The 17887-nt window shown below is 50.2% G+C and carries 17 protein-coding genes; 7 read left to right on the top strand and 10 right to left on the bottom strand.

From position 1 onward, the window contains the following. Window positions 1-202: 202 nt before the first annotated feature. A complete protein-coding gene (locus ACYVB1_RS22550) occupies window positions 203-646 on the top strand; it encodes a hypothetical protein (protein ID WP_460926074.1) in 444 nt (147 codons plus the stop codon). 113 nt (window positions 647-759) lie between these two features. On the opposite strand, the gene ACYVB1_RS22545 is transcribed toward ACYVB1_RS22550, so the two are convergent. Together ACYVB1_RS22545 and ACYVB1_RS22540 are read right to left on the bottom strand one after the other, a co-directional pair. Next, window positions 760-1878, bottom strand: a complete 1119-nt coding sequence (locus ACYVB1_RS22545; protein ID WP_460926073.1) for a redoxin family protein — start codon at window positions 1876-1878, stop codon at window positions 760-762. A 206-nt stretch (window positions 1879-2084) separates the two neighbouring features. Continuing rightward, window positions 2085-2927 carry a hypothetical protein gene (locus tag ACYVB1_RS22540; protein WP_460926072.1) on the bottom strand — a complete coding sequence of 281 codons (843 nt, stop codon included), beginning with the start codon at window positions 2925-2927 and terminating at the stop codon, window positions 2085-2087. Between the two features lie 103 nt (window positions 2928-3030). On the opposite strand from ACYVB1_RS22540, the gene ACYVB1_RS22535 reads away from it, so the two are divergent. Both ACYVB1_RS22535 and chrA read left to right on the top strand, forming a co-directional pair. Continuing rightward, a complete protein-coding gene (locus tag ACYVB1_RS22535; protein ID WP_460926071.1) occupies window positions 3031-4005 on the top strand; it encodes an isopenicillin N synthase family dioxygenase in 975 nt (324 codons plus the stop codon). An 81-nt stretch (window positions 4006-4086) separates the two neighbouring features. Next, a complete protein-coding gene (gene chrA, locus ACYVB1_RS22530; protein ID WP_460926070.1) occupies window positions 4087-5259 on the top strand; it encodes a chromate efflux transporter in 1173 nt (390 codons plus the stop codon). Between the two features lie 62 nt (window positions 5260-5321). On the opposite strand, the gene rfbA is transcribed toward chrA, so the two are convergent. From rfbA to prmC, 4 genes are all read right to left on the bottom strand, one after another. Further along, complete coding sequence (gene rfbA / locus ACYVB1_RS22525) at window positions 5322-6182, bottom strand: glucose-1-phosphate thymidylyltransferase RfbA (RefSeq protein ID WP_460926069.1); 861 nt, start codon at window positions 6180-6182, stop codon at window positions 5322-5324. Window positions 6183-6281: 99 nt separating this feature from the next. Continuing rightward, on the bottom strand, window positions 6282-7331 hold the full coding sequence (gene rfbB, locus ACYVB1_RS22520) for a dTDP-glucose 4,6-dehydratase (RefSeq protein WP_460926068.1): 1050 nt from the start codon (window positions 7329-7331) through the stop codon (window positions 6282-6284). 1 nt (window position 7332) lies between these two features. Beyond that, a complete protein-coding gene (galE, locus tag ACYVB1_RS22515) occupies window positions 7333-8367 on the bottom strand; it encodes a UDP-glucose 4-epimerase GalE (protein WP_460926067.1) in 1035 nt (344 codons plus the stop codon). A 161-nt stretch (window positions 8368-8528) separates the two neighbouring features. Then, on the bottom strand, window positions 8529-9383 hold the full coding sequence (gene prmC, locus ACYVB1_RS22510) for a peptide chain release factor N(5)-glutamine methyltransferase (RefSeq protein WP_460926066.1): 855 nt from the start codon (window positions 9381-9383) through the stop codon (window positions 8529-8531). 267 nt (window positions 9384-9650) lie between these two features. Between prmC and ribD the strand changes: the two genes are divergently transcribed. Both ribD and ACYVB1_RS22500 read left to right on the top strand, forming a co-directional pair. Next, on the top strand, window positions 9651-10694 hold the full coding sequence (gene ribD / locus ACYVB1_RS22505) for a bifunctional diaminohydroxyphosphoribosylaminopyrimidine deaminase/5-amino-6-(5-phosphoribosylamino)uracil reductase RibD (RefSeq protein WP_460926065.1): 1044 nt from the start codon (window positions 9651-9653) through the stop codon (window positions 10692-10694). 75 nt (window positions 10695-10769) lie between these two features. Beyond that, a complete protein-coding gene (locus ACYVB1_RS22500; RefSeq protein WP_460926064.1) occupies window positions 10770-11252 on the top strand; it encodes a GAF domain-containing protein in 483 nt (160 codons plus the stop codon). A 185-nt stretch (window positions 11253-11437) separates the two neighbouring features. On the opposite strand, the gene ACYVB1_RS22495 is transcribed toward ACYVB1_RS22500, so the two are convergent. The 4 genes from ACYVB1_RS22495 to ACYVB1_RS22480 all read right to left on the bottom strand — a co-directional run bounded on the left by ACYVB1_RS22495 (window position 11438) and on the right by ACYVB1_RS22480 (window position 15452). Beyond that, window positions 11438-12121 carry a phosphatidylserine decarboxylase family protein gene (locus tag ACYVB1_RS22495; protein WP_460926063.1) on the bottom strand — a complete coding sequence of 228 codons (684 nt, stop codon included), beginning with the start codon at window positions 12119-12121 and terminating at the stop codon, window positions 11438-11440. A 121-nt stretch (window positions 12122-12242) separates the two neighbouring features. Next, window positions 12243-13517, bottom strand: coding sequence for a Glu/Leu/Phe/Val family dehydrogenase (locus ACYVB1_RS22490; RefSeq protein ID WP_460926083.1), 1275 nt, complete (start codon window positions 13515-13517; stop codon window positions 12243-12245). A 92-nt stretch (window positions 13518-13609) separates the two neighbouring features. Continuing rightward, entirely contained in the window at window positions 13610-14437 is an 828-nt protein-coding gene (locus tag ACYVB1_RS22485; protein WP_460926062.1) for a phosphatidate cytidylyltransferase, read from the bottom strand. Window positions 14438-14486: 49 nt separating this feature from the next. Continuing rightward, window positions 14487-15452 carry a lysostaphin resistance A-like protein gene (locus ACYVB1_RS22480; RefSeq protein WP_460926061.1) on the bottom strand — a complete coding sequence of 322 codons (966 nt, stop codon included), beginning with the start codon at window positions 15450-15452 and terminating at the stop codon, window positions 14487-14489. Window positions 15453-15505: 53 nt separating this feature from the next. Here ACYVB1_RS22480 and dusB point away from each other — a divergent pair, with 53 nt between their 5' ends. Together dusB and ACYVB1_RS22470 are read left to right on the top strand one after the other, a co-directional pair. Next, window positions 15506-16489, top strand: a complete 984-nt coding sequence (gene dusB, locus ACYVB1_RS22475) for a tRNA dihydrouridine synthase DusB (protein WP_460926060.1) — start codon at window positions 15506-15508, stop codon at window positions 16487-16489. A gap of 187 nt (window positions 16490-16676) precedes the next feature. Then, a complete protein-coding gene (locus ACYVB1_RS22470; protein ID WP_460926059.1) occupies window positions 16677-17561 on the top strand; it encodes a DMT family transporter in 885 nt (294 codons plus the stop codon). Window positions 17562-17887 lie beyond the last annotated feature (326 nt).

Raw genomic sequence — 17887 nt, 5'->3', positions numbered from 1 at the left:
CTGGCACAAGGTCTTTTACCCTTTCCCATTGCTCGTTTGTCAACTCCATGAGAAACCAACATATTAACTCAAGCTGGGATTCCCATTTTTGAGATAGCCTCTAAATAAATAATTATGTTTTTTCTTTACATCGTTTAGTAACACACCTACACTTTCAAATAAAACCTTTAAATTCAGCCTGTACTTTTAGCCTTCCTGTCTCATGAAAAAGCTCTTCCTCCTGCCTATCCTTTTTTTCCTTTTGTTAACTTCTTGTAAAGAGGATGATGAACCAGTGCCGCTCAGTGAGCAGATAATAGGAACATGGAAGGAAACCATGACAGTAAGCCACTTCTACAATGAACAAAACAAGGAGCTTCACAAAGAATCACATGCTATATCAACAGAATACGGTTTCAGAACTGAGTCCTTTTACATGGATCTTAGCCCGGGGGTATCAAAAGAATATACCATCATAGAGGATGGAGGCAAGCATTATTTAGTTGTAAAGAATGGTCCGGTTGATCGCTATGAACTAAGCATATCTGGTGATAAAATGGCCTGGTCCTGGAAGAACCGCCCATCTTCTTATTATTACTACCCAACTGATGAGATGAGGCCCGCACATCGTCAGACTATCAAAATTGAGTTCAAAAAAGTAAAATAATACGTATGTCCGAAGAGCAGTTTATTAGCTACCCTTCACCAGAGAGGCTACTCGTGTTGAGTAGCCTCTCTGGTGAAGGGTAGCTTGCTTATACGCTGCCTTAAGATCTGCAATTAATAGTACCTCCCTACCTTTTCCACTATTTTTTTCTTCATTTCAGCAGGTACAATGGTGCCTTGTTTACGGTAAAGCACCTTTCCTCCCGGCTCAATCAGGAGGGTGTAAGGCAGCGCGCCCTGCCATTCCGGGTCAATGGCCTCTATCAGGGCATACTTGTCTTCTGAGTTGAAGAGGTAATTTGTGTTGGAAGCCTCCAGCTTTTTCAGAACAGCCAGGGCTTTGTCCTTTTTATCCGGTTTATCGGCGCTGATGGTAATGAACTCAAAGTCGCGGTTGCGGTACATGCGGTTGATGTCTACAAAATCAGGCAGCTCCTGCACGCAGGGGCCGCACCAGGTGGCCCACACGTTTACCAGGCGCACTTTGTCGGTGTCATTCTTCAACAGGGCTTTCAGCGCCGGCTCGTCAATAAGATTCAGCGACACTTCTTCCTTTGCCCACTGTGCCCTTGCCCGCTCCGCCATTTCTTTCTTGTCGGCCCATTTAATGGAGCAGCCGAACGTCTTTGTTTTGGCAACTGGCACCGGTTTCCCTGCCAGCAGGGCATCTATGGCAGCACGTGTATCCTCGGCGTTAGCAGAACCGGGCTTTTCAGAAGAATCAAGCCTGCCATTGTACTGCAGCTTACGCTGCTTGTCAAACACGAAGACATGCGGCGTAGCAGCAGGTCCGTATGCCATCGACATTTTCTGGTTTTCGCCGTCGTAGAGGTACGGGAAGTTGTAGCCTTTTTCCTTTGCCCGTGTTTTCATCTCTTCAAAGGTATCGCCCATGTCGCTGTAGCCTAACTCGTCCAGGCTTACGGCCTCCGGATCGTTAGGCGAAACAACTACCACAGCCACTCCTTTGTTTTTGTAGTCGGCCGCTAAAGCCTTCATACGGTCTTCGTAGGCCTGTGCTGTGGGGCAATGGTTACAGGAGAAAATAACCGCCAGTACTTTTGCGTCCGCAAAGCTTTTCAAAGTATAGGTCTTGCCATCGGTGCCTGGCAGGCTGAAGTCCGGAGCCGGTGCACCTATTTCCAGGGGTTTGGGATCGGCCGCAAAACTGTGGGTGGCCAGCAACAGCAGGCAAAACAGCAGGAGGCCCTTTTGCAGAATGAATTGTGTCATGATTTTTCCTGTTTAGCAGTCTTTGTAATGCAGGCAAATCTTTCATTGCCAACTGAATATATCAAAATTCTACCCTGTCACCAAAACTTTGCAGGTTTAAATCTTCTGCTCCAGAGTCTTGCCGGAACTGGAAGCACCTGCTTCATAAGCAAAACGCCCGTGCCAAATGATGGCGCGGGCGTTTTGCTTATGATAAGTTTGCTGTATTATGCCGCAGGCTTCAATGTAAAGGTGCGGGTTACGCTGTTAAACGGACCCGGAACCACATTTCCGTTATTGTCTACCAGTTCCAGTTTAATCGTGTTCTCTCCCATTGGCAGGCCTTCCATGATGTAAGGCAACCATCTGTCCAGCATGAACTCTGTTCCGTTGATGGTAGCACGAACCTTGTTGCCTGTGGCGGAGAGGTTGGTATTAACCAGATAGAAGTCCAGCATCACCTGCTCTGTATCCTTGCCTACATACTCTCCTTTCGGACGGCTATAGAACATGTGCGGGGCATTGGTATCAAAGTTCATTCGCTCTGCAGGCCGGCCTGCTGTCACCACGCGCAAATCGTAGGCCCCTTTGTGCTTCAGGCTCTCGTGGTAAGAGCGCGACAGGAACGACAGGATAACGTGGTCGCCTTCTTCCAGTTCTTTTGTGAACTCTGTTTCGTAGTGCGCTGTATAAGGCTCGTTGTCCACGATATTATGAATATGCTGCCCCTGCTGCGAGTTAGCCAAATGCTCGGCATTGGAGTGCGGCGTCATGCGGGTTAGCTGATAGTTCGAAAGGTCGTAATCAAACTGCACAGGCCCTGGCTCAACCACCCCTCCTGCCGGCGGCACGTTCAGGCGCAGCATTGATTCCGGGTAATTCTGAGAGTTGTCGAAAGCAAACACGCGCAAGCCGCCTTTGCTCATCACAGCCCCTACAGGCACCGGGCCTGCTCCTCTGCGTGGTGTTGTAGTAGCCTGCGTATCAGTGTCCTGTGTCTGGCGAGCAGTATCACAGGCTGTAAAGCCTATCATAAGGGCTGAAGCCAGCAGTAAGTACGTTTTTTTCATCGAATTGTGGTTTGGTTTAGCAATAGAGCTAATTTAGCGATTTTATTTTTTCGTATATTGCGCTCTACGTAGAAATCACAAAAAAGTATACAGTTTTTACTATATGAGCGAAATTTTGTTTGACGAGGTTCCCTCGCTGGATTTGGCAGATTTTACATCAGGCGATGCAGAAAGAAGGGCCAGGTTTGTAAACCAGCTAAGCGATGCGTACCAGAATATCGGCTTCATTGCGCTGCGCAACCACGGCCTGAGCGATGAGCTGACCCAAAGGCTGTATGCTGCCACGAGGGCATTTTTTGCCCTTCCTGACGAGGTAAAGCAGAAGTATGAGGTACCTGAGCTTGCTGGCCAGCGCGGCTATGTAGGCAAAGGAAAAGAGCATGCCAAAGGCCGCAACACCGGTGACCTGAAAGAGTTCTACCATGTTGGCCAGGAGGTAACAGACAACGACCCTATCAAAGAAGAGTATCCGGATAACATTTTCCCGGAAGAGGTACCGGAATTCAGAGAAGTAACGCTGGAGGCTTACCAAAAGCTGGAAGCAGCCGGCAAGCAGGTGCTGAAAGCCATCGCCATTAACCTGGGCCTTGAAGAGAACTACTTTGACAACAAGGTGCACAATGGCAACAGCATTCTGCGCCCTATCCACTACTTCCCGATCGAAGACCCGGACAGCGTACCGGCTGATGCCGTTCGCGCTGCCGAGCACGGCGACATTAACCTGATTACGCTCCTGATGGGCGCCAGCGCCGACGGCCTGCAGGTGCTGCGCCGCGATGGCAAATGGATCCCGATAACCGCCCTGCCGGAGCAGGTGGTGGTAAACGTGGGCGACATGCTGGCCCGCCTGACAAACAACAAGCTGAAGTCTACCATTCACCGTGTAGTGAACCCGCCGCGCGAACTGATGAACACTTCCCGCTATTCCATTCCGTTTTTCATGCACCCGCGCTCTGAGATGGACCTGACCTGCCTGGAGAGCTGCATTGACGAACAGAACCCGAAGGCATACCCTGATGCTACCGCTGGGGAATATCTGAACGAGCGCCTCATTGAGCTTGGCCTGAAGAAAGCATAGGCGCCTTTTTTAAGAGTAAAAAGCAACATTAAAAAGAGAGATAGTTAAAACCTGTCTCTCTTTTTTTACTTTTATGGCCACATGAGTTTGCGCTACTACATCTTTCTCAGAGACGTTCTGATTTTGGCCCTCACTGCTTTTGGAGGTCCGCAGGCGCATATTGCCATGATGTTTAAGCTGCTGGTAGACAAGCACCGTTATTTAACGGAGAAGGAACTGATAGAACTTAATGCGCTTTGCCAGATTCTGCCTGGCCCCACCTCCACCCAAACCATCACTGCCATCGGGTTCAGGATTGGCGGGCCCAAACTGGCCTACCTCACCCTGCTTGTCTGGATAGCACCTGCCGCTACTATTATGGCAATGGCAGCACTGGGCATCTCTTATCTGCAGGAACAGGGCGTCTCGCTCGATTTCCTTAGGATTATTTTACCCATGGCTGTGGGCTTTGTGGCCTATGCTGCTTACATGATAAGCACAAAAGTGGTGAACACAAAAACCGCTATTGTGCTGCTGGTAGTATCCGCCATACTCGTTTACTTTTTTTCCTCACCCTGGGTGTTTCCTGCTTTGCTGCTTGCGGGGGGTGCTGTTACCGCGCTACGGTTTAAACAACAGCCCATGGAAGAAAACAAGCACCTGCACATAGAGTGGGCTAACTTCTTCCTGTTTTTGGGTGTGCTGATAGCGGCGGCCGTGTTAGGCGCAACTACCTCTTCTTTACCCATCCGGCTTTTTGAAAACTTTTACCGGAACGGCACCCTCGTATTCGGGGGCGGGCAGGTGCTTATCCCCCTGCTTTACACGGAGTTTGTTGACTTTAAAGGCTACCTGACCGGCGAAGAATTCCTGTCCGGCTACGCGATTGTGCAGGCACTGCCTGGCCCCACATTCTCTTTTTGCTCCTTTGTGGGCAGCCTGGCCATGCGGCAGTATGGCGTGTATGGCCAGTTGCTGGGTTCATTTGTGGCTACTACCGGCATTTTTCTACCGGGCACTTTCCTCATCTTCTTTGTTATCCGGTTCTGGGACGAGCTGAAGAAGTACAGGGTAGTCCGGGCTTCGTTGGAGGGCATCAGCGCCGTCAGCTCCGGCATGGTGGTTGCTGCAGCCATACAACTGTATCACCCTATCGAAACCCCCCCCCTGAATTTCGGCATTGTGGTGGCCACTTTCTGCCTGCTCCTGTTCACAAAGATCCCTGCCCCCGTGCTTATCCTGACGGGCCTGCTGCTGGGGCTGGTTATTTATTAAACAAACGCGTCCGGCCAGGTTTCCCCAGCCGGACGCGTTTGTTACTTTTTATCTTTTCTTATCTACTTCAGGATATCCAGCAGGTACTCGCCGTAGCCGCTCTTTCGCAGCGGTTCCGCTACGCGCTGCAACTGCTCGGCATTGATAAAACCCATGCGGTAAGCCACCTCCTCAATGCTGCCTATCTTCAGCCCCTGGCGCTCCTCTATTACCTGCACAAAAGTAGCAGCCTGCATCAAAGAAACGATGGTACCTGTATCGAGCCAGGCAGTACCTCTGTCTAAGATGCCCACCTTTAGCTTGCCCTGGCGCAGATACTCCTTGTTCACGTCTGTGATTTCGTACTCGCCGCGGGCACTTGGCTGCAGGTTCTTTGCAATTTCCACTACATTGTTGTCATAGAAGTATAGGCCCGGCACGGCATAGTGTGACTTTGGCTGCTTCGGCTTCTCTTCAATAGAGATAGCAGTATTGTTCTCATCGAATTCTACCACACCGTAGCGCTCTGGGTCGTGCACGTGGTAAGCATACACCACACCACCGTCCGGGTCGTTGTTGGACTGCAGCAGCTTGCTCATACCGGAACCGTAGAAGATGTTATCGCCCAGTATCAATGCCGCCTTGTCGCCGCCAATAAACTCCTCCCCGATAACGAAAGCCTGCGCCAGCCCGTTTGGCACTTCCTGCACGGCATAGCTGAAGCTGCAGCCTATCTGGCTGCCGTCGCCCAGGAGGCGCTCGAACAGTGGCAGGTCGTGTGGTGTGGAGATGATGAGAATGTCCCGGATACCTGACAGCATCAGGGTAGACAGCGGATAGTAGATCATCGGCTTATCGTATACCGGCATCAGCTGCTTACTCACGGCAATGGTTAATGGGTGTAAACGTGTTCCGGAGCCCCCGGCAAGTATAATTCCTTTCATTGATTCGTTGGTCGTTATATCTTATGCGTTGTTCGCGCCCTTACCCCTTTTTTCCTCCAGGCGAACAGCTCATAATTCATCATTCTTCATTGCCGCTTTTTAGCGGCTCTCGTACTGCTGCTCGTAATAGCTTTGGTAGTTACCGGAGGTTACGTTCTCCAGCCACTCCGTATTTTGCAGGTACCAGTCCACTGTTTTGCTGAGGCCTTCCTCGAACGTAACAGACGGCTTCCAGCCCAGCTCGCTCATCAGTTTTGAAGAGTCGATGGCATAGCGCAGATCGTGGCCGGCACGGTCTTTCACGTACGTAATAAGCTTGCGCGAATGTCCCTGTTCCCGGCCCAGCTTTTCATCCATCTGGTCGCAGAGCAATTCTATCAGGTCAATGTTCTTCCATTCGTTTACGCCGCCGATGTTATAGGTCTCTCCCACCTTTCCTTTATGGAAAATCACATCGATGGCACGGGCGTGATCGATAACGTACAGCCAGTCACGCACATTCTCGCCTTTGCCGTACACCGGCACAGGTTTCTCGTTTCGGATGTTATTAATAGCCAGCGGAATCAACTTCTCCGGGAAATGGTTCGGACCGTAGTTGTTCGAGCAGTTCGATATTTTTACGGGTAAGCCATAGGTGTGGTAATAAGCACGCACGAAATGGTCAGAACTCGCTTTGGAGGCTGAATAAGGTGAACGTGGATCGTAAGCTGTCTCTTCTGTAAAAAGACCTTCTTCGCCTAATGAGCCATATACCTCATCAGTGGAGATATGATAGAACACATGGTCCTGCAGGTTGTCCGCCCACTGCTTACGCGCTGTGTTCAGCAGGTTAACAGTACCTATCACGTTGGTATACACAAAAGCCAGCGGATCGGTAATAGACCTGTCCACATGCGACTCCGCCGCCAGGTGAACGACTGCATCAAACCGGTACTCGCTGAAAATGTCCTCCACGTAGGCGGCATCCACGATATCACCCTTCAGGAAGGTATAGTTTTCCTTGTCCTCTATATCCGTCAGGTTTGCCAGGTTACCGGCATACGTCAGCTTATCGAGGTTAAAAATCTGGTAGTTTGGATACTTGTTAACAAACAAACGCACCACATGCGAGCCGATAAAACCGGCACCGCCCGTAATCAATATCTTCATGCTATTTTTCTGATTTATCTTGAAGGGAAAGCTGCCAGTCCCAGGCGCTCTTCATTGCTTCATCGAGGGTGCTGGTAGTTTTAAAGCCCAGCTCCTCGGTAGCCTTGGTTACATCGGCATATATCTTTGGCACATCACCGGCGCGGCGTGGGCCAATTTTATAGTTCAGCTTTTCACCGGTAGCGCGCTCAAAAGCTTTTATAGCCTCCAACACGGTGTTTCCACGGCCAGTACCCACATTAAAGAACTCTATAGACGCTACTTTGCCTGCTATCATTCTTTCTACTGCCACCACATGCGCCTTGGCCAAATCCACCACATGCACATAATCGCGAATGTTGGTACCATCCGGTGTGTCGTAATCGTTGCCAAACACAGTTAGCTGCTCCCGGATACCAGCGGCTGTCTGGGTAATAAATGGCACGAGGTTGCTCGGCACGCCCAGCGGCAACTCTCCTATTTTTGCAGACGGGTGTGCACCTATAGGATTGAAGTAACGCAGCGCAATGCTCTTAACGCTGCTGCCACTGTTGGCCAGGTCTGTCAGAATCTCTTCACAGATTTTCTTGGTGTTGCCGTAAGGTGAATTTGCTTTCTGTACCGGCGTCTGCTCTGTTACCGGCAGGCTTTCAGGTATGCCATATACAGTACAGGAGGAAGAGAAAACAAGGTTGTTGACGTTGAACTCGCCCATTACCTGCAGCAGCGCGATGAGGGAGCCTACGTTGTTGTGGTAATACTTCAGCGGCTGCTCCACCGACTCCCCTACCGCTTTGTAAGCTGCAAAGTGAATAACACCCGCAACATTCTGCTCCTGCTCAAACACGCCTCGCAGTGCGGAAACATCCGTGCAATCGATGCGGTGGCACGGTATACTACGGCCCACAATTGCCGCAATGCCTTCCAGTGCGCTTTCCTCTGAATTGGAGAAATTGTCAACTATCACAGGCTCGTAACCTGCCTCTACCAATTCTACCACCGTATGCGATCCAATATAACCCGCACCTCCGGTGACTAGTATTTTTTCTTTTGCCAAAGTACTATTCTTTAAATTAAAGCTTGATTCACTATTATCGCTATTGTTAATAAAGGCTCTTTTACCTTACAGACGGGCTAACTACGTAGGTTGTTCCTGCAAAGGTACATATTTGCACATTTTATGCAAATGGCTGCAATTCAAGGGGATTAAGCCCCCTATTATTTCACAGCCCGTACTATCCTGTCTTTGCCGAAAAGGTCCTGCACTACGGTTGCCGCTGCAAAACCAGCCTCCAGCAGCAGTTCCTGTACCTGCCTCCCGTAGCGTTCGTTTATTTCAAAGTACAATTTACCTTCTTCCTTTAGAAGTTCCTTTGCCACCGCTGTTATTCTTCTGTAATATTTCAGTGCATCTGTATCCGGCACGAACAGCGCGAGGTGCGGCTCATACTGTAGCACGTTGGGGCGCATTAACTGCTTTTCTTCTTCCAGCACATAAGGCGGGTTGCTTGTGATAATGTCTAAAGACCCGACGGCCATGCTTTGCACCGGCGCAAAAATATCCTGCTGCAACCACTCTACCGGCAGCTCATATTTTCCGGAATTGGCCTTTGCTACTTCCAGCGCTCCAGCCGAGACCTCAAGCCCATACGCTTTTGCCGCTGTGAGGTTCGCTGCCAGTGCCAGGGGAATACAACCGCTCCCGGTGCAGATATCCAGCACCTGCAGCCCCTGCTGCCCTTTGTGTTCTTTTAGCACCAGGTCTACCAGTTCCTCCGTTTCCGGCCTCGGAATCAGCACTCTTTCATCTACCTGCAGCTCCAATCCATAAAAGTGCGCCACGCCCAGCACATACTGCACCGGTTCCTGCTGTTGCAAGCGCTCAATCGCCTCCCGTACCTGTACCTCCTGCTGCTCGCTTACCGGTTCCTGCTGCTGCAGACGCAGCTGCACACGCGATTTCTGAAGCACATGCTCCAGCACCAGCTGCGCAATGGCTCCAGCCTCCGGTTCCGGGTAGGCATCACGTATCTTTTGGCAAATAAGTTGCTGAACTTCCTGGACAGTGGCCACAGCTGTGCTTTCTTTAGATTTTGATATCTTTGCAAAAGTAAGGTTTTTGAGTTAGAGAGCCATTTTTGAGGTAGAAAGTCTCTTAAGTTAGAGAGTTAGAGGGTTAAAAAGTTAGAAAGCTGTATTGAATTTTGGAGTTAATGAGGTAGCACTGAATGGTTCAGTCTAACATTTTGCTTTCTTGGGTATCTTGAATTAAAAATCTGAAGCAGCAAATCTTTCAACTTTTTAACTTTCTAACTCAGAAGTAAATTTTTAACTTAAACCATGTCCGACGAAAGATACATGCGCCGTGCACTGGAGCTGGCCCGATTGGGGAGTGGCTTCACGAGCCCTAACCCGATGGTTGGTTGTGTGGTGGTACACGAAGGGCAGATTATAGGCGAAGGCTGGCATAAGCAATATGGCGGGCCCCATGCGGAGGTTAATGCCATCGCTGCTGTGGAGGACAAAAGCCTGCTGCCAAAAAGCCGGGTATACGTGACGCTGGAGCCCTGCTCCCACTTCGGCAAAACGCCTCCCTGTGCCGACCTGCTCATCAGCAGCGGTGTGAAAGATGTGGTGATTTGCAATACCGATCCCAACCCACTGGTGGCTGGCCGCGGCATCAAGAAACTTTTTGAGGCGGGGGCACAGGTAAAAGTAGGTGTGCTGGAGGAAGAGGGCCTGGAGGTAAACAAGCGCTTCTTCACCTTTCTTGGCCAAAAACGGCCGTTCATCCTCCTGAAGTGGGCAGAGACCGCGGACGGTTTCATTGCCGCCGCCGATTATAAGCAGGAGCAGATAAGCGGCAGACTGGCGCAGCGGCTGGTGCACAAATGGCGCTCTGAGGAGAAGGCCATCATGATCGGCAGCCGGACAGCACTATATGACAACCCGCGCCTGAACACGCGCCTCTGGACCGGCAAAAATCCGCTTCGGATTGTTATTGATAAAAACCTGCTACTCCCAAAGCACCTGCACCTGTTTGATAAAAGCCAGCCCACAGTTGTATACAACCACCAAAAGCAGGAGGAGCAGGAGAATTTATATTTTGTAAAACTGCAGGAACAGGAGCTCATGCTCCCCCAGATCATGCAGGACCTGCACCACCGCAACGTACTGTCGGTGATGGTGGAGGGCGGCACGTTCTTACATGAAAGCCTGCTGCAGGCCAATCTCTGGGATGAGGCTATCATACTCAAGAGCACAAACAAGACCCTGCGCAGCGGCATCAAAGCACCAGCCATGGTATTTGGACAACTGCGAAGCGCGCAAACTTTAGGCCCTGACCAGTTGTTGCACTACAGAAACAATTCATTTATCATTTAACATGTATCAGAAGGTGTAATCACTCCACATTTCTGATTATTCTTCATTCAAAATTCAGTTATTCAAAATTCACTTATGGCAGAATCACTTTTAGTTGATGCAAACCTCAGCAAAGAGGAAAAATATAAAGCCCTTGTACCTCAAATCGAAGCACTGGTATCAGGCGAGACAGACCTGATTGCAAATATCTCCAACCTGGTGGCAGCCCTGCGGCAGGGCATGGGCTTCTTCTGGGTAGGCGTGTATTTCAACAAAGAGGGGGAACTGGTGCTGGGGCCGTTTCAGGGGCCGGTGGCCTGTACCCGCATTCCGTACAACAAGGGCGTTTGCGGGGCCTGCTACACCCGCCAGGAAACCATTCTGGTGCCTGATGTAGAAGTTTTCCCGGGCCACATTGCCTGCAGCAGCGACTCTAAATCGGAGATTGTGATTCCGGTTATCAAAGACGGTGAGGTGAAGCTGGTGCTGGACGTAGACAGCGACAAGCTGAACGACTTTGACGAAGTTGACCAGAAGTACCTGGAGCAACTGATGAAACTGGTGGAAAGCTGGTATTAGTCCCTGTGTATCACGTAGTACGACACACATAGCTCGATAATCATTGGGATGAGCAGGTTTAGCCTGTTTTTTTAGGATATATACAACAGAGAGGCCGCTGTAGTTTACCTACAGCGGCCTCTCTGTTGTATGCTATTCCTTTTGTCGTGACACGAGCACCGTGCTACGTGATACGCTACGGCTGCTTACCCAAACAAGGTTGGCGGTGCCGTTTTCAGCTGGGCTATAACCGTTTGGCCACCCTTGGTTTTCTGGCCAAGCTCCACTTTTATCTCAGTATCTAAAGGCACAAAAACGTCTACGCGCGAGCCGAATTTGATAAAGCCGAACTCTTCGCCCTGGCTTACCTCATCTCCCTCGTTTACGTACCACACAATACGGCGCGCCATGGCGCCGGCAATCTGACGGAAAAGCACCTCCGGACCGGCAGTAGACTCTACCACCACCGTAGTCCGCTCGTTCTGTGTGCTCGATTTCGGGTGCCAGGCTACAAAGTAGTTACCTGGATGGTATTTAAAATACTTCACGATGCCTGAAACCGGGTTGCGCGTAATGTGCACGTTAATCGGCGACATGAAAATGGAAATCTGCTTGCGCTTTCCTTTAAAATACTCCGGCTCTTCTACCTCCTCTATCACCACCACTTTTCCATCAGCAGGGGCCGTAATGAGGTCTTCGTGCAGCAGCAGGTTACGGTAAGGGCTTCTGAAAAACTGAAGAATCAACAGAAACAGTACGGCAGAAACACCTGAGAAAATCCTGTTAAAGGTAGCATTGGCAGCGTTGAAGTTGTAGAGCAACAGGTTCAGCACCAGCAGCACCAACAGTGTAAAAAATAAAATTCTCCGTCCTTCTTTATGAATCTTCATCTGTATTAGGGTTATCCACAGGTACTATCTATTTAACAATAGCCCATCCATTTTGGTGGATGGGCTATTATCCTGCTTCAAAAATAATAAACTTACGTTTATGGTTATAAAAATTTAATATTTAGAATCCTCCACGGTACTTATACGTCATCGCAACTTTATCGATAGCTACGATATAGGCCGCGATACGCATCGGTACGTTATATTTTTGTGAAGCCGCGTACACACGCTCGAAAGCCTCGTTCATGATACGCTCCGCACGCTCATTTACGCGCTGCAGTGTCCATTTAAAGCCCATGCGGTTTTGCACCCACTCAAAGTAAGAAACAGTTACACCGCCGGAGTTTGCCAGGATGTCCGGCACCACCATGATGCCTTTCTCGTTGATAATGCTGTCGGCTTTGTAGGAAGTAGGGCCGTTGGCACCTTCTACAATCAGGCGGGCCTGTATCTTATCCACATTATGGATGGTGATAACATCTTCCACGGCAGCGGGCACCAGCACATCTACCTTGGCTGTTAACAGTTCATCACTGTTGATTAGTTCTGCGCCTTTGTAACCTTCCAGGCGGCCATTATGCTCGTTCTTATACTCAATGGCCGCTTCAATATCAATTCCATTGTCATTCCAGTAAGCTCCGCTCACGTCGCTGATACCAAGAATCTTCACCCCGCGTTCCGCCATCAGTTTGGCAGCCCAGGCACCTACGTTACCGAAGCCCTGCACAACAGCTGTCGACTTATTCGGATCCATACCGAGCTTATCCATGGCAGCCATGGCAGACACCATTACCCCACGGCCTGTCGCCTCTACACGTCCCAGTGAGCCACCCAGCACGAGCGGTTTTCCTGTAACCACCGCATGCTCTGTAGAGCCTCTTGTTTTAGAGTATTCGTCCATCAGCCAGGCCATTTCGCGTGGGCCTGTCCCCATGTCCGGCGCAGGGATATCACGGTCCGGGCCGAAAATGTCTATCAGTGAATTGGTGTAGGCTCTTGTCAAACGCTCAATCTCACCGGCAGACATAGAATAAGGATCGCAGATAATACCGCCTTTGGCACCACCATAAGGGATGTCAACCACGGCACACTTCCACGTCATCCAGGCAGCAAGGGCTTTCACCTCGTCCAAGAACACATCCGGGGCATAGCGGATACCACCTTTAGAAGGCCCCAGGATGTTGGAATGCATGACACGGAAACCTTCGAACACACGCACTTTCCCATCATCCATCGTGACAGGAATGTTAACGATAACCTGGCGGGTAGGCGACTTAAGGACGTTATACACCTCCTCATCCAGCCCGAGTACCTCAGCTGCAACGTTAAAACGCGACATCATCGATTCAAATGGATTTTCTCTATCCTTGATCGGCGCAGGCTCTTTATATAGCATCATCTACTATTTTAGGTTTATAGTGAGTAGTCAATTATTCGGCAAAGTTGATAATATTACTTGCAACCTCCTAAAGGCCGCTGGCAATTTTTTCAGAAGATTTTGAGGAAAGCAACGATGAAAGGAATAGCCATCAGAAGGCTGTCGAAACGGTCCAGCAAGCCACCGTGCCCCGGCAGCAGAGTACCCGAATCTTTTACACCCAGGCTGCGCTTTAACATAGATTCCGTCAGGTCGCCCAGCACCCCGAACACAGAAACGATCACTGCCACCCCTATCCACTGGTACACCTGCAGGTCCGGCAGAAAAAGCGACAGCACATAACCTACCGCGATGGAAAACAGCGTGCCTCCAATCCATCCCTCCCAGGTTTTGCCTGGCGAGATGCGCTCAAACAATTTATGCTTCCCGAAGTTCTTCCCGGCAATATAAGCGCCTGTATCAGAAGCCCAAATCAGCAGCATCAGGCCCAGAACAGGCTGCCAGGTATATACCCCCTCCAGGTAAGCCAGCAGGTGCAGCAAGCCGAACGGGCCCGCCACATACACCACTCCTATAATAGTGAAGGCAATGTTTGTGAATGGCTGCGGCCGCTTACGGTAAAGCTCATAGATAAAAATAAGAAAGAGCACCGGCAACGACAGGTACAGTAACTCACCGGGCATTATCTCGGCCTGTACCAATAGCATCGACACAAAGAACAAGCCGCCCAGCAGAAATCCAATTCCCCGGTTTGGGTGAATGCCCTGCTCGTGCACCATGCGGTAAAATTCAGCTATACCCAGGAGCGTAAGCCCCAGGAAAAGCAGGAAATAAGTCCATTCGCTAAAGCAGATGCTCCCAATAAAAACCGCGGCACCCAGCACCCCGACAATGATACGTTGACTTAAATTACTGAGTGTGGATACTTTTTTTCTCATGAATTGGTTTTGCTTCGGCAGTGCGACAGCCCGCGTGTTGGTTTAGGAGTTAAAGTAACTGGTTTTCCTCCGTGACTTCCGCTGCACTTTCCGGGCGCACCGGCAGGGCGGAAAAGCGCTGGTAAAGGAAGTAAATTACAGCCGCGCTCAAAATTACAGAAATGGCTGTAGCGTACAAAGGCATGGCCTCTGTACTTTCTATATCAGTTTCGATGGTGCGGGTCTGGTGCAGGTACAGCATTAGCACCGTAAAGCCGTTGTTTACAAAGTGCGCCAGCATCGGTATAATAATACGGCCCGACCAAAAGTATAAATACCCGAATAAGGCACCAAGCAGGACCCTCGGGAAGAAGCCGAAGAACTGCACATGAATAGCACCAAAAATGACAGCCGCCAGCCAAATGGCAACATGCTGATTCCCCAGCCAACGGAAGAACTGCCGCTGCAAAATCCCCCGGAACACCAGTTCCTCCCCAACAGCGGGTATAAGGGCAAATATCACCAGGCCTATCAGCAGGTCTCCCACTGTTTCGAACTGTGTGATCAGCCGCATGATTTCGGCCAGGCTATCTTCCTGCTCCCGCGCCCAGCGTTCAAACCCCTCCATAAAGTCGGGGAAGTCGAGGTTTGCGTTCCAGTTGATGATGGCTGAGTTGGCAGGCATAATGACAATAATCAGCAGGCCGCTCAGCAACACGAGCAGAAAGGAAGACGGCACCTTCCAGTTTAGGTAATTGTCAATATGATAGCCCAGGGCCCTCAGCAGTATAAGCGGACCAATAATAAAGGAAACGAACTGCAGCACTGCCTGCAGCAGCAGCATCACGTTCGGGCCCTGCGGATGCGAAGCCGGGTTAGAAGCCACATCCATCAGTTCAAAAACACCTACTCCAAAAAACCAGTCAGCCAGCAAGGTAACGATGAACGTAGCCACAAAGTAGCCCCCCATCATAAATGCCAGCAGCAACAATATTACCCAAAATGGGTGCAGACCTTTGGAGATGAAACCTTTCATACAGAAGATTAGGTTTAATTGACGTAAATTTACGCGAAAAAATAGATTTAGCTGTGGTAAAGATAGCGAACATAGAGTTGGGAGAGTTTCCGCTGCTGCTTGCACCGATGGAAGACGTAAGCGATCCGCCGTTCCGAAAAGTGTGTAAAGCGAATGGCGCAGACCTGATGTATACAGAGTTTATCTCTTCGGAGGGATTGATACGTGACGCGGCGAAAAGCATCCAGAAGCTCGACATATTTGATTACGAACGCCCCATCGGCATCCAGATTTTTGGCTCTGACATTGAGTCCATGCGCGAGGCGGCTATTGTGTCTTCGCAGGCCGGACCTGATTTGATTGATATTAATTATGGCTGCCCTGTAAAGAACGTGGCCTGCAAAGGAGCCGGTGCCGCCCTGCTCCGCGATATACCCAAGATGGTGAAGATGACCGAGGAGATCGTGAAGGCAACACACCTGCCGGTAACGGTTAAAACCCGCCTGGGCTGGGACGAGAACACCAAGTATATTGTAGAAACCGCCGAGCGGCTGCAGGATATTGGCATCCAGGCCCTCAGCATCCACGGCCGCACCCGTGTGCAGATGTACAAAGGCGAGGCAGACTGGAGTTTGATTGCCGAGGTGAAGAACAACCCGCGCATGAAGATTCCTATCTTCGGAAACGGCGATATTGACACACCACAGAAGGCAGTGGAATACCGCAACCGGTATGGTGTAGACGGCATTATGATTGGCCGCGCCAGCATCGGCTACCCGTGGGTCTTCAACGAGATCAAGCATTTTATGAATACCGGCGAGGTATTGCCTGGCCCGACGCTGGAGGAGCGCGTGGAGGTTTGCCGCCAGCACTTTACGCACTCACTGGAGTGGAAAGGCGAAAAGCTGGGCATTTTTGAAATGCGCCGCCACTATACCAACTACTTCCGCGGGCTACCGCACTTTAAGCCCCTGCGCATGCGCCTCGTGCAGTCCGAAGACATCAACGAAATCTACGACACGCTGGACGAGATTGCGCAGACCATGAGCTACGCTTAAAGTTAGAAACTCAGAAAGTTAGAGGGTTAAAAGTTGAAAAATGGGGAGTTGGAGTTTTTGATGTTTATTTTCAAAGCTCCAACTCCCCATTTTTCAACTTTCTGACTCGCTCTAACTTTATACCTCAAGTAACTTTTTAATTTTATAACCTTCTAACTTTTTAACTATTAAGACCGAAGCCGCTCCCGTGCAGGAGAAAACTGTAACACCGCTACTTACCTGGCTGTTGATCGTGGTACTCACGTTTATCTGGGGTACTTCTTTTATTCTTATTAAGAAGGGGCTTGTTGTCTTCAGTTCTGATGAGTTGGGTGCACTGCGTATTGTAATCGCCTGCCTTTCACTTTTGCCTTTTGCCATCGCCCACCTCCGGAAGGTGGAGCCGCGCCGATGGAAATTCTTACTGGCCAGCGGCCTGCTTGGCAACCTGTTCCCGGCATTTCTGTTTGCCTACGCCGAAACGCGCCTGGCAAGCGGGCTGGCAGGTGTGCTCAATTCACTCACGGCTTTATTTACCCTGTTGATTGGCGCCATCTTCTTTCAGCAGTCCATCACCTGGATGCGCATGTTGGGTATACTGGTAGGCATAGCAGGCACGGCCATGCTGATTTTTACGGGCAACGGCCGAGCCGACCTTGACAATGCGTTTTACGGCCTGTTCATTGTGCTGGCAACTATCTGCTATGGAGGCAGCGCCAACATCATCAAGTACCGCTTGCAAGGCATTAAGCCCATTGTGATGTCGAGCCTGGCACTGCTCACAGTGGGGCCTTTAGCCGCAGCTTACCTGTCTACTACAGATGCCATTCAGAAGCTGCAGTATGTGCCGGGGGCGTGGGAGGCGCTGCTGTATATCGCGTTGCTGGCGGTGTTCAGCACGGCCGTAGGCCTTATCCTGCTCAACAAGCTTATTCATATTTCCACCCCTCTTTTTGCCAGTACAATTAATTACCTTATCCCTATTGTAGCGCTGATGTGGGGTGTGCTGGATGGAGAAACGATACACCTGTGGCACTACCTGGGCATGGTCGTGATTCTGGCGGGCGTGTTCATCGTGAACAGGGCAAAGTAGAGCGTCAGCCAAGCCGCACTGGCATGCACAGCAAGAGAGAAGGCTGTAACTACCGAACCCTTTTTTTATACCTTCTGGTTTCCTGTCCTATACCCCGTTATCACCTAAGACTTGACAGGCTTCCTCCTAAGCTCCTGAGACTTTCTGATAAAGTGCAGGGGTATAAACCTGGCATGCTGGAACCACAGCGTATTACCTCTCTCTTTTATAACTTAATCTACACAGTCTCTTCCAGACCGTGGTGTAGATCGATAAGTATCCATCCTTTTATATACTATATATTTTCCATAATTTAGCGCGGGCTATAGCACCGATGCAGCCTTCTT

Source organism: Pontibacter brevis, assembly GCF_054779655.1.
The sequence above is the reverse complement of the archived record's forward strand: the minus strand, read 5'-3'. Positions and strand labels throughout refer to the sequence as shown.

What these genes read in the sequence shown, in the direction of transcription:
- ACYVB1_RS22550 (WP_460926074.1), top strand. Translation starts at nt 203, where the DNA reads ATGAAAAAGCTCTTCCTCCTGCCTATCCTTTTTTTCCTTTTGTTAACT.
- ACYVB1_RS22545 (WP_460926073.1), bottom strand. Translation starts at nt 1,878, where the DNA reads ATGACACAATTCATTCTGCAAAAGGGCCTCCTGCTGTTTTGCCTGCTG.
- ACYVB1_RS22540 (WP_460926072.1), bottom strand. Translation starts at nt 2,927, where the DNA reads ATGAAAAAAACGTACTTACTGCTGGCTTCAGCCCTTATGATAGGCTTT.
- ACYVB1_RS22535 (WP_460926071.1), top strand. Translation starts at nt 3,031, where the DNA reads ATGAGCGAAATTTTGTTTGACGAGGTTCCCTCGCTGGATTTGGCAGAT.
- chrA (WP_460926070.1), top strand. Translation starts at nt 4,087, where the DNA reads ATGAGTTTGCGCTACTACATCTTTCTCAGAGACGTTCTGATTTTGGCC.
- rfbA (WP_460926069.1), bottom strand. Translation starts at nt 6,182, where the DNA reads ATGAAAGGAATTATACTTGCCGGGGGCTCCGGAACACGTTTACACCCA.
- rfbB (WP_460926068.1), bottom strand. Translation starts at nt 7,331, where the DNA reads ATGAAGATATTGATTACGGGCGGTGCCGGTTTTATCGGCTCGCATGTG.
- ribD (WP_460926065.1), top strand. Translation starts at nt 9,651, where the DNA reads ATGTCCGACGAAAGATACATGCGCCGTGCACTGGAGCTGGCCCGATTG.
- ACYVB1_RS22500 (WP_460926064.1), top strand. Translation starts at nt 10,770, where the DNA reads ATGGCAGAATCACTTTTAGTTGATGCAAACCTCAGCAAAGAGGAAAAA.
- ACYVB1_RS22495 (WP_460926063.1), bottom strand. Translation starts at nt 12,121, where the DNA reads ATGAAGATTCATAAAGAAGGACGGAGAATTTTATTTTTTACACTGTTG.
- ACYVB1_RS22490 (WP_460926083.1), bottom strand. Translation starts at nt 13,517, where the DNA reads ATGCTATATAAAGAGCCTGCGCCGATCAAGGATAGAGAAAATCCATTT.
- ACYVB1_RS22485 (WP_460926062.1), bottom strand. Translation starts at nt 14,437, where the DNA reads ATGAGAAAAAAAGTATCCACACTCAGTAATTTAAGTCAACGTATCATT.
- ACYVB1_RS22480 (WP_460926061.1), bottom strand. Translation starts at nt 15,452, where the DNA reads ATGAAAGGTTTCATCTCCAAAGGTCTGCACCCATTTTGGGTAATATTG.